Here is a 12,216-nt window from a genome sequence, read left to right as displayed (position 1 = left end):
TTGGATTATTTAAGTGAGATATTTCATAATCCTTGCTGATACATCTTGCAACAGCCCCTGTGTCATATCTATGTTAAGCAGCCGAATGTTTCTGGTAAGGTATCGAGACAGTAAATTATTCACTCTCTGTATGAGGTAAAAGGGATTCGGTTGCGAATGATCAAAGATATGTATTCTCTATCCCGACATTACTGTCTCTGCATTCTTTTATTACTATATTATACTCTGAAGAATAAGATATGTTACTTTAAAATATCCTCAGTCTATGAATAGGATAAGGCATACAACCGAAGACCTTAGCTGTATGCCTATGCTTATTCTTTACTGTAATCTCTTTAATAGTTCTTCTCTCTGTGCTTCAAAGCCCGGCTTTCCAAGTAACGCGAACATGTTCTTCTTGTAGCTTTCTACGCCTGGCTGATCGAATGGATTCACTCCAAGCATATATCCGCTTACTCCACATGCAAACTCGAAGAAGTAGAATAGTTGTCCTAAATAGAACTCATTCTGCTCCGGTATAAACACCTGAAGATTGGGGACATTACCATCTGTATGAGCAAGTAAAGTTCCCTTCATGGCGCTCTTATTTACAAAATCAACACTTTTACCTGCAAGATAGTTCAGACCGTCAAGATCCACTTCTTCCTCTTCCAGTATAATCTCTGTCGATGACTTCTCAACTGTAACTACTGTTTCGAACATCGTTCTCTGTCCATCCTGAATAAATTGTCCCATGGAGTGAAGGTCGGTAGTAAAGTCCACGGACGCAGGATATATTCCCTTCTGATCCTTTCCTTCGCTTTCTCCAAATAACTGCTTCCACCATTCTGACACATAGTGGAGTGAAGGCTCATAATTTACAAGAATCTCAATGCCTTTTCCTTTTCTTAATAAGATGTTACGTACCGCAGCATATTGCAGTGAATCATTCTTATCATAAGGCTGATTCAAGCAATAGTCTCTCATACTTGCTGCACCTTCCATAAGCTTTGTGATATCTGCTCCGCTAACAGCGATGGGTAGTAATCCTACCGCTGTAAGTACGGAATAGCGTCCACCCACATCATCAGGTACGACAAAGCTTTCATAGCCTTCCTCGTTTGCCAGGTTCTTTAATGCACCCCTGGACTTGTCCGTGGTTGCATAAATTCTCTTAGCAGCTTCCTTCCTGCCATATTTCTCATTTAGCAGCTTCTTGAATACACGGAACGCAATCGCAGGCTCCGTAGTTGTTCCTGACTTACTGATTATATTAATAGAGAAATCTCTGTCTCCAATAACCTCAATTAAATGATTCATATAATTGCTACTGATATTATTACCGCAGAAATAAATCTCCGGAGTCTTTCTGATTTCCTTAGATACAGAATTGTAAAAGCTATGTCTCAAGAATTCGATTGCTGCTCTTGCCCCCAAATAAGAGCCACCAATACCAATTACAAGAAGTACCTCTGAGTCCTTTTGAATCTTTTCTGCTGCCTTTTGAATACGGGCAAACTCCTCCTTATCGTACTCAACTGGCAGGTCAATCCAACCCAAAAAGTCATTACCGGCACCTGATTTATTTACAAGCTGATCCTTTGCAGTCTCTGCGCAAGCCTGTATCATCTTTACCTCGGTATCCGAGACGAATTTCTTCGCAACAGAATAATCAAATGTTACCTTGTTAGCCATTTTTATATAACTCCCTTCATTTTTTTCTTATATTCTAACAAAGACACAATTATTATTCAATCATTTTTCATTTTATATCCATATAGCAAAATACCCTTCTATCCAGATCAGGTTTCTTTCCTGCTTCTATGCAATCAGATACCTAATCTGGACTGAAGGGCAATAATGGCCAGACTAAATTATTCCGTTATGTTTGATTAAGCAAAAAACTCTTTTAAGACATCTTCAATTAAGCGTTCCTCCTGTGGGCTCATACCCTGCAGCTTTAATTTCCCTACAGAGGATTTTTTAGATATCCCCTTTTCCTTCTGTCCAAGTTCCGCCTGAACTGCTGCTGATTTATTCATATCCTCCTCTGCACGTTCTCTTTCTGCTGCAATCTCTTCAAAGGAGTGTTCCACTACATTACTTAGTTTGGATGAAGGAGCATTGGGTTCCTCATTCGTATACAAATTGTCCTCTCGATCAGAATTACCTTGGGATTCGTTCTGCTCCTGCATAACGGTATTCATACTTGCTTTGTCCACTGGAGGCCCAAATGCCTCCTCCAGGTTATGTATCTTCTCCTCCGTATCTTGCTCCTGTTGTTTTTTCTTCTCCAAATCAATTTTCTTTTCTAGTGCCTGCCTTTTCATTTCAGCTCGTTTTTCTTCTAACGCTTTGCGTTCCTCCTGTAGTCTGCGTAGCTCTTCCTCTCTACGCTTGGCTGCAAGCTGTTTTCTCTCTTCTAATCTTCTCTTTTCTTCTTCTCTTCTTATCTGTTCGTTTCTTCTTTGCTCCTCTTCCCTTCTTTTTGCCTGTAGCTTTCTCTCTTCCTCCTTCTTTCTTCTGGCCTCTCTTCTACGGTTAAGCTCATCCTTTGGCTCATCACTCTGCCTGGAGTCAGAGGCCGCGCTGATTTGCTTTCCAGCCTCAGCTACCTGTAAATACTCACGACGGTATTGTTCTATTAATTCTGGCTGATAAGCTTCCTGCTCTAACCGAACCTTACAGAAGTTTTCAAGAAAATCAAGAAGGTTGAGGCGAATCATCTTTTTCTTGGCAGAAAGATTTATACTTTTATCCACAAAAATAAGAATAGCACTTGCTACAATACCCGCCGCTCCTGAGAGTAGAACATTCTCTTGTCCACATTTATAAATAACCCCGAAAACTGTACTAATAGGCACTAATAGCAGGGTAAGGAATAGAACTTGTCCACCAAAGTTATCCCATGTGGATAATAAAATCCCACAAAAACGATACTGTAAAATACCCTTATCCACAAAAGTATCCACATTATTCACACCTATTTTAAGTTTAAAGCAGGTTTCAAACTTCAATTTCATATGCTTTATCATTTTATTTTTAGTTTCACCAGGATTATTCGATTGTTTTACCAAATGCTTATATACCAAATTCACTATAAAACGGATCAGAATGCCTAATCCGCATAATCCTGCAAAGATGTAAATGATAATGTTTTGCTCATATAAATTCCGAATCATAAAAAGCTCCTCTCATTTCCATAAATTTACATTTATTATAGCTTAACCAGGCTACTTTGAAAAGAGAGGAGTATAAAATTCGATAGACACAATCCCTATGGATGCTCCATTTTTTTATTTAATTGTAAGATTTACCGTCACAATCGACACGAAATGACAGAATTATTGGTTTAATACAGTAGCGGTATCAGGTTCGGCATATTAATATAGGTGTCCATACCGTCATCCTCTACCGTAATGGTATAGCTCTTTGTTTCATACCCACTTTCAATAAAGGTAATAACATGTGTCCCTATGATTTTTTCAAAGTTTACCGGAGATATACCCATAAACTCACCATTTAAATAAACAGAAGCTCCTATTGGTTTCTGAACATATATCTTATGGTCTTTATCAATATTTCCATCTTCCTCTGGTTCTGGTGTAGGCTCAGTTTCGTCTGTGTTTTCTGAATCCGCACTCTCTGAATCGGAGTCATTATATAGGGTATCATCGGCGGTGATCACATTCGTTCCAGGTATTGTCTCCGTTTCGGATACTACCACCTGTTTATCACTGGTAGATTCAGGAAGATCAATTTTAATCGTCATGCCTGCATTTTTTACATTTAGTATTCCATCATAGGTGGTATATCCTCCTAATGACGCTGAAATCTTATGCTCACCATAAGTAAGCTCAATTGGATTGGCATAGGAAACCAGTTCTCCATCAATAAACAAATCCGCTCCGAAAGGATTAATAACAAAGGTAATCCTTCCCTGCTTTAAAGCATCCGGTCCAATGTCTCCAAGGGAAACAGTAGTCTCTTCATCCCGAACTACTGTAACATTCTTCGTTGCACTGAATTTTCCATTGGATACAGTAAGATTGAAATTACCCTCCCTTACAGGAATTATCATATCCTCGGTAATTTGCTGAATTGCTTCATATCCGATCTCAATATGCGCACCAAGAAACTGCTCATAATCCACAAGCTTTACTGTTCCATGACCACGGGTTACTGTTATGGACCATATGGTCTCCTCATACCCTCTGACAATCAGCTCATCCTGCTCAGCCAGAGTACTGATAGGTACTATCTTATCTCCATTTTGAATATAGACATCATCGTTGTACTTATATTTTGTTGATGCAATTTTCATGACTCGGTCAGACCGATCAATCGTGAAATTAGAAACTCCAACGTATTCCCAGGCAATGGGTGATATCTGCATGTCCGTTAACTTGTTCTCTTCCGGAATATACCTTGCCTCTACCAGGGTTCCTTTCTCTATCTGGCTGATGGCAATCACCTGCTTATATTTATCAATCACGTTAGTAGCTCCATTATAGGTAAGGATTTTATCCTCCCTCTCTTTAATATCGTAAAGTGTAACCTGCATTGAATTTAAGTTCACTTCTTTCACAATGGCAGAAATAGCTGTCCCAGAAGCAGCATCATTCTCCAATGCAATATCCTCCTTCTGAGTGGGGGTCTTAACTGTTCTGTGTTTCTTCTTTGATTCAACAGCAAGCGTCGTCACGGTCACTAACATAATAACAGTAAAAACTCCCAACCCAAATAACAGGCTGATAATTGGCCTTCTATTTAAACTATGATTCTTCTTATGTTCCTTATCATTTATTCCCATTCACAGCATCCTCTGTCTTAAGTTATTCATATCTATATTCCGTATTATAGCCTACTTATGTAGTTAATTCAATCCATCATATTCATTATAAAATACTTTCCAGCCGATAAAGGAATCTGTCCTTTTTCTCGTTTTGTTCTCCGATTGTAATTAGCTTCTGAATATTTCTTCCAGATATCCAAGACTTTTTACTATTATAATAAAAGTTCGTAATCTTCCAGAACTTCTCAGGATATAACAGCAGCAAATAAAGAATATTCAGTTCCGGCTTAGAAATCGGCTTAATACGATCATAGGCTTCAATGATATTACTTCCATATAACACATCCCAGTCGTTTTTCTCCATGACCTTACGCATAAACTGATACAAATCCGTAATTTGCATCCCTATATAGGACTTCTCAAAGTTCGTGGTCGCTATTGCACCTACACTGTCCCCAAGCTCTGTTACGGATAAAGGTTGCTTATTAATCCAGCCTGGTGGAATATAAGTTCTAGCCATGGCCTCTGTCTTATTTTTAAGCATAATAATATTATGATAGGTATAATTACCGTGACAAACACTACAGTTTGCCACAGCTTCCGCTAACAAGGCGTTATAGTTCGATTGTGCAAGCTTCCTAGCCGCAGCAATTCCCTGCTCATAAAAGTTGTCATAATAATTAAGATAAGATAGTTCAAATTCATTCTTTTGTTTCTTATCTCTGACATAGCTCTTAACCCTCTTAAGTTCCCGATTACGTTTTTCAAAAGTAAGCTTAAGATCCGGAGAAATATTATGCTCTATTTGCTCTACTGAAAATTCTACATTCTTTAATATACAATGCATTTTTGCCAGATTAGCTGCTGCCTCTTCCACCTGTGATAAATCCTTTAGATTACATTCCTCACCCCAAAACCAGTTTTTCATTATATATTGGCATCCGGAACTATCTTCGGAAATAATCTCATCATCCAAAGTCCTCACAAACAAATCGGTATTCGGATAGCCGTGTTGAAACAGATGCTCTTTTACTTTATTTTCGAACATTGTCCTGTTCTTTGAGCCTTCAAAGCATTTAAAAAGCTTTAGTCCACAGTCTGTTTCCAACAAAAAAGCACCTCTGGCTCTGTAAATGTTATATATTTTAATCCGGTATCTTTTTAATGCTTCCTGACTTCTATCCTCCACCGCCAATCCTCCTAACTAATTCAAAAACCCGTCTTACTAATATTATGACATGATATTGTAATTCATGAATAGAAAAAGATTGTGTGGGAAATTCATGGAAATTTTCTATGCAATATAAAAGTCTTAGATTAAGTTCCCTAAGAAATAATCTAAGACTTATCTATTACATATGTTACTTTGCATCATCAGGCAGATTATCCATCTCCTGTTTTAAATGAATTGCCATGGATAAAAGAGTTTCTTTTTGATTAAGTGCAGGGTCTTCAATTACAGAATTCAGTAACTGCTTCAACACCTCACCCAGTACTCTTCCCGGGCGAAAACCAATGGCTATTAATTCATCTCCATTGATATTAAGCTCCTTCAAGCTAACACATTCCTGCTTTCGCTTAATCTCTTGGTACAGATTCATGGCAGTAGAGAGTTTTTTATATTTCTCCTTTGTATGCTCCGGGTTCTTAGCGCTGGTATCGGCTCTGTTTACTTCGAACAGTAGCTCCATATAATCTTTCCCTATCTGGGAAGCAGCTGCTCTCATACCGGCCGGTGTCAGTGTAAAACGATAATCATGCCATCTGACCAGATGAACTACAGCATTTATGGTATCGTTGTCAAACTTAAGTCTCCTAAGAATATTTTTTGCTGTTATCGCACCTTTTTCCTGATGACCATAGAAATGGTTCTGACCATTCTCTCCCATACTAATCGTATTCGGTTTCTCTATATCGTGAAGAAGCATTGTCCATCGTAATATGGCACGATTCCTCATATCAAACCGGTTGTCCTCAAGCTTGCCGGCCACTGCTTCCACCGCACGGATTGTATGTTCACCCACACTGTACCTATGATGTATGTTTTTTTGTTGCGTTACCATCATTGCATCAAATTCCGGAAGAACTACCCCGGTAATTCCTGTCTCATACAATGTTCTTAATCTTCCCGGATGATCGGATACCAGAAGCTTCGTTAACTCAACTCGAATACGTTCCGCACTGATACAGCTCAGCTTTTGAACCTTGGATTGAAGCGCTTTTCTAGTCTCTTCCTCAATCTCAAAATCTAATTGCGCAGAAAAACGGACAGCGCGAAGTATTCTAAGCGCATCCTCATCAAATCGTTCCCCAGCGTTTCCAACACAACGAATAATCCCCTTTTGTATATCCTCCATACCACCAAAGAGATCGATAAAGCCTTCTTTTTCATTATATGCCATGGCATTTATGGTGAAGTCCCTGCGCTTTAAGTCTTCTGCAAGACTGGCAGTAAAGGAAACTTCCTTTGGATGGCGGCTGTCCTCGTACTCTCCATCCAATCGATAGGTCGTTACCTCATAGTGACTTTTATCAACTAGAACTGTAACTGTTCCATGCTGAATGCCCGTATCCACCGTTCTTCGGAATATTTTTTTTACCTCCATGGGGGTTGCTGAGGTGGTGATATCCCAATCCTCTGGATCCCGCCCCAACACCATGTCACGTACACAACCACCCACCACATAAGCCTCATAGCCGTGCCGGATCAGTTCCTCTATGATCATATTCACTTTATCGGGTATTCGTAATTGCATATGCAACCTCCATAGAACCATGTACTATACTTGTCTGAGCGAGCTCTTAATATGCTTTACCCCAATAAGCCATGGTCGTCGCTGGCTTTCCACAGCAAACGCAGGTGTCCGCAATATGCTCCTGCTCAAATGGCATACAACGTGAGGTGGCTCCGGTTCGATCTTTAATCTCCTTCTCGCAAGCCTCGTCCTGACACCACATTGCCTTGATAAATCCAGGCTTTTCTTCGATAATTTTTGTAAACTCATCCATATTTGTAGCGCTGTATGTGTGAGAATCGCGATGAGCTCTTGCTCTATTAAGCATATCCTGCTGCATGGTCTCAAGAACTTCTCCTGCTTTCTCTACTATCTGATCCAGGGAAACAACAATCTTTTCTCTGGTATCTCTTCTTACAATAACCGCCTGATTTGCTTCGATATCCTTGGGTCCGATTTCAATTCGAATCGGAATACCGCGCATTTCCTGTTCACTGAACTTCCAACCAGGGCTCTTTTCCGAAGCATCTACTTTTACTTTAAAGGCACTTAGCTTATCTCTTAATTCAAAGGCTTTATCCAGTACCCCTTCCTTGTTCTGGTTAATAGGAATGATCATGATCTGCGTGGGAGCAATTCTTGGCGGTAACACAAGACCGCTATCATCTCCATGCACCATAATAATCGCACCAATAATACGGGTTGACATACCCCAAGAGGTCTGGTGAACATATTGCAGTGTATTATTCTTATCAGTATATTGGATACCAAAGGCTCTTGCAAATCCATCACCAAAATTATGACTGGTTCCGGATTGTAACGCCTTACCGTCATGCATCAATGCTTCAATGGTATAGGTTGCATGAGCTCCGGCAAATTTCTCCTTTTCGGATTTTCTACCTTTAATCATCGGAATTGCCAATACTCTTTCGCAAAAATCCGCATATACATTCAGCATCTGAATGGTTCTTTCCTCTGCCTCTTCTGCTGTTGCATGAGCGGTATGTCCTTCCTGCCATAAGAACTCCATAGAACGTAGGAATGGACGGGTAGTCTTTTCCCATCGAACAACCGAACACCATTGGTTATACAGCTTCGGAAGGTCTCTGTGGGACTGAATGATCTTTGAATAAAAATCACAGAACAAAGTCTCTGAGGTAGGTCTGACACACATTCTCTCCTGCAGTGCTTCTCCTCCCCCGTGGGTAACCCAGGCAACTTCCGGAGCAAAACCTTCCACGTGATCCTTTTCCTTCTGCAGTAAGCTTTCTGGAATAAACATGGGCATATAGACATTTTCAACTCCAGTTGCTTTAAAATCAGCGTCTAATTGTTTTTGAATATTTTCCCAAATGGCATATCCTAAGGGTCTGAGTATCATACATCCCCGGATACTGGAATACTCAATTAGCTCTGCTTTCTTTACAACATCTGTGTACCATTGAGCAAAATCCTCTTCCATTGAGGTGATTGCCTCAACTAATTTCTTATCCTGTGCCATAATAATTCTCTCCTTTTCTAAATATAAGAAAGAGTTTCGCTTGCGAAACTCTCGCGCCGAGCGTGGCCAGCTTGCTGGCAAAATACAATGCGCGCGAGTGCGCATCCTGCCCAGAGGGATTTTTATCGTATAGGAAATCCTGAGAAAATTCTATACGATAAAAAAAGCCTTTCGTCCACAAGGGACCGAAAGACTCGGCGGTGCCACCCTAATTAGCTGCACATAGCTAGCAGCTCTCTTTTCTATCGTTAACGCCGATATACGTTGTATTTGGAGGAAATATTATTTCCCTTCATACAAAGCTCCAAGGCCGGTTCAATAATCTCCGCATAGGAAGCTCTCACCCGTGCTTCCCTCTCTTTGATGCTTACAACTATCTACTTTTCCTTATCATCGCTCTTAATTCGCATTCCTTTACCTATAATGTAACTAATTTTATGCCAGAAAAGACTCTTTGTCAAGCGTCTTAATCCTCAGTAAAAGAAATCTCCTGTGATTTTCTCGTTTCTTGAGATTTCTCACACACCACCTTATAAATTGTTATAATAATCAATAATCCTATAGGACCTAAGAAAAAGCCCACTATATTGAATAACTTTACTCCCACATACATGGAAATCAAGGTATATAAGGGTTTGATTCCAATCCGGTTGCCGATGAGCTTAGGTTCCAATACCTCTCTTATAATCTGACTTAAAAGATAGATTGTAATTAATATTGCTGCCGCAAATATATTCCCATCAATCAGCATAATGATTGCCCAGGGAATATATATAATACCACTTCCGAGAATCGGTAGCGCATCCATGATCGCTATACCTACCCCAATTAATAATGCATACTCATTATTCATAATTGTAAGTCCTACAACACTAATTATGGCGACAATAACCATAATAATCAGTTGAGACCGAATATAGGCTATCCCCGCTTCTGCTAATTTCGATGTGACCTTATGAAGGTCCCTATAAAAATGATTATCTTCATAGCGTGTACGAAGCGATGGGATCTCCTTCGTCATTAAAGCTGCTGCCACAAAAATAATTAATACGATACCAATTGCACTAATAAAGGTAATTGTAAAGGTTATGGTTCGTTCTGTGATTCTGGGCATAATACTAGTCTTCATTTTATCTATGGTTATGGATATATTATCGTCTACTATGGAGCGAAAGGTTCCCTTTGACATACCTAAAAACTCATCACAGCATTTACATAAATGTTCTAGTTTTTCAGCAAGGATGTTCGTATATACAGGAATGTTTTTTATAAATGTGATTGCCTGCTTCGTAAGGAGGTTAAATAAATAGCATAATCCCGCGCCAACCACAAAAAACAATACAATCAGGGAAGCAGTACCACCCACCACTCTGGGGATTTTCAATTTTTTATATAGAAATTCAGTTATGGGGCGAACAATCCATGCCAGAAAATAGGCTACAAGAAAAGGAAAGAACAAAGGCAGCAAATAGCGAAAACTTAAGTATACACCAAGAATAATGGCCATAATCATAAGTACATATTTTACTCTCTCTGCATTCTCTTCCCATTGCTTCAAATTACTCCCCCCTATCTTACGAACTTTTTTATCACAAATTAGAATATTAGATATAAAAAGAGAATTCATATTAAAATGAATCCTCTAACTATATTTTCTGTTATTTGATTATTAATATCCTCGGAGATAATTTGAAAAAATAAAGCTAAAATTATCAAAAATGAATTAATATTAGAAACTTATCTTTTCATTTACAAAATTAGATGGATTTTACCTCACAGTAAGGAACCTCTGCAAGAAAAGCTGCCTTTACATAGTCTAATCCTTCCTGCACCTCATAATCCTCTTCGGTTTTATATGCGGTAATAACCGCATCAATCACCGTATCCACCTTTTGATATTCCGATACCAAATCCCGCAGTCTGACCTTATCCTCATTCGTAATATCTTCTTCCTTCACCAATCGTCTGGGAGATACTAAGAGCTTTGATGTCTCTATCCCTGCTTTTTCATACTCCTTTGCTTCCTTTAGAATTATATCAACAATTTTATCCGGAGTACAGTAAGTACTATCTATGATCAGATTGTAATTTGAAAAATCCATATAATTAAGATTATAAATATCCTTATAACGTACCTTTTCCGTAGCTGCTCTCTCTGCTAGTAATCTTTTCGCTTCTTCCAGGCTGGAATATCTTTCTTCCTGTCCTCTCTGGTCGTTCATAACTCGGGCTGCCGCTTCATCCAGACTAACGGAAACAAACACCTTAAACGAATGCTCAACAAAATGCCACGCTAATCGAGAATCAAAAATGATATTTTTATCCTTATTCTCTCTGGAAATCCTCATTGTAGCATCATCAATCATATTATCATACTTATGATCACTGCACATCAGCTGGTTTAGTTCAAGAGTCGTCATATTCATCTGTCTTGCCAATTCTCTTTGAACCTTACCGGTAGAATATACCTCAAATTGATATTTCTCATTGAGCAGCTTACATATGGTAGATTTGCCGCTACCCAGATTACCTGTAATCGTTATATGCATGATAAACCTCTTTCCTTCAATTTATTATCAGTATTATAGACGATACTAATAAAAATTACAACCTTACGGATTGGTAAGGGTGATAAAATGTTCCGCTCCCAGCGAATTCGCTTCCTCTTTATCGTGGGTAATCACAATTACCGTCTTTCCTTTTGATCTATGATTGATATATTCAATTACCTTCATCCTTAATTCCATATCCAGTCCCTTAAAGGGTTCGTCAAAAATCAGGATATCACTCTTTGCCATCACTGCGCGAACAATGGCAACACGTCGTTTCATACCGCCGCTGAAGGAGCTGACCGGCTTTGCAGTTCGTTCACTAATCGCAACCTCTTCTAATTCCTGAATGATTTTTTCATCTGTGATTTCCTTATCACATACCAACCGTATATTTTTTATTGCATCCCAGTGCTCAATTAATCGATCCTCCTGAAATACCGCTGCGAACCGTTTCCCTTGAACACCTCGTATTTCTCCAGAATCCGGCTTTATGAGCCCCATCAGAATGTTGATTAATGTCGTCTTTCCTGTGCCGGAAGCTCCCATCAGACAGTTTACTTTTCCCTCAGCAAAGGTGATATTGCAATCCTTTAGTATCTGTTTTCCATCAAATTGCTTCGTTATATGTATCATCTCAATATCCATCAGGAATCT

9 protein-coding genes and 1 other annotated feature are annotated in these 12,216 nt (G+C 39.2%); all 9 genes read right to left on the bottom strand.

The genetic code is table 11. The features are described from left to right. Positions 1-321: 321 nt before the first annotated feature. Complete coding sequence (locus H0486_RS00295; RefSeq protein ID WP_228351113.1) at positions 322-1,674, bottom strand: glucose-6-phosphate isomerase; 1,353 nt, start codon at positions 1,672-1,674, stop codon at positions 322-324. Between the two features lie 197 nt (positions 1,675-1,871). Next, complete coding sequence (locus H0486_RS00290) at positions 1,872-3,161, bottom strand: hypothetical protein (protein ID WP_228351112.1); 1,290 nt, start codon at positions 3,159-3,161, stop codon at positions 1,872-1,874. A 170-nt stretch (positions 3,162-3,331) separates the two neighbouring features. Continuing rightward, positions 3,332-4,792, bottom strand: a complete 1,461-nt coding sequence (locus H0486_RS00285) for a PEGA domain-containing protein (protein ID WP_228351111.1) — start codon at positions 4,790-4,792, stop codon at positions 3,332-3,334. Between the two features lie 85 nt (positions 4,793-4,877). Beyond that, positions 4,878-5,963 (bottom strand): protein kinase family protein, encoded by a 1,086-nt coding sequence (locus H0486_RS00280; protein WP_228351110.1) that lies wholly within the window; start codon positions 5,961-5,963, stop codon positions 4,878-4,880. Between the two features lie 172 nt (positions 5,964-6,135). Continuing rightward, positions 6,136-7,530 carry a CCA tRNA nucleotidyltransferase gene (locus H0486_RS00275; RefSeq protein WP_228351109.1) on the bottom strand — a complete coding sequence of 465 codons (1,395 nt, stop codon included), beginning with the start codon at positions 7,528-7,530 and terminating at the stop codon, positions 6,136-6,138. Between the two features lie 46 nt (positions 7,531-7,576). Continuing rightward, positions 7,577-9,010: a proline--tRNA ligase gene (proS, locus tag H0486_RS00270; RefSeq protein WP_228351108.1), complete on the bottom strand. Its 1,434-nt coding sequence runs from the start codon at positions 9,008-9,010 to the stop codon at positions 7,577-7,579. Positions 9,011-9,187: 177 nt separating this feature from the next. Beyond that, positions 9,188-9,413: a binding site (T-box leader), on the bottom strand. 63 nt (positions 9,414-9,476) lie between these two features. Continuing rightward, positions 9,477-10,568 (bottom strand): sporulation integral membrane protein YtvI, encoded by a 1,092-nt coding sequence (gene ytvI, locus H0486_RS00265; protein ID WP_228351107.1) that lies wholly within the window; start codon positions 10,566-10,568, stop codon positions 9,477-9,479. A 199-nt stretch (positions 10,569-10,767) separates the two neighbouring features. Further along, positions 10,768-11,559 carry a cytidylate kinase family protein gene (locus H0486_RS00260; RefSeq protein ID WP_228351106.1) on the bottom strand — a complete coding sequence of 264 codons (792 nt, stop codon included), beginning with the start codon at positions 11,557-11,559 and terminating at the stop codon, positions 10,768-10,770. A gap of 63 nt (positions 11,560-11,622) precedes the next feature. Further along, positions 11,623-12,207, bottom strand: coding sequence for an ATP-binding cassette domain-containing protein (locus H0486_RS00255; protein WP_228351105.1), 585 nt, complete (start codon positions 12,205-12,207; stop codon positions 11,623-11,625). Positions 12,208-12,216: the final 9 nt, after the last annotated feature.

This window comes from Variimorphobacter saccharofermentans, from assembly GCF_014174405.1.
Classification (GTDB): Bacteria; Bacillota; Clostridia; order Lachnospirales; family Lachnospiraceae; genus Mobilitalea; species Mobilitalea saccharofermentans.
This window is presented reverse-complemented; position numbering and strand designations above follow the sequence as displayed.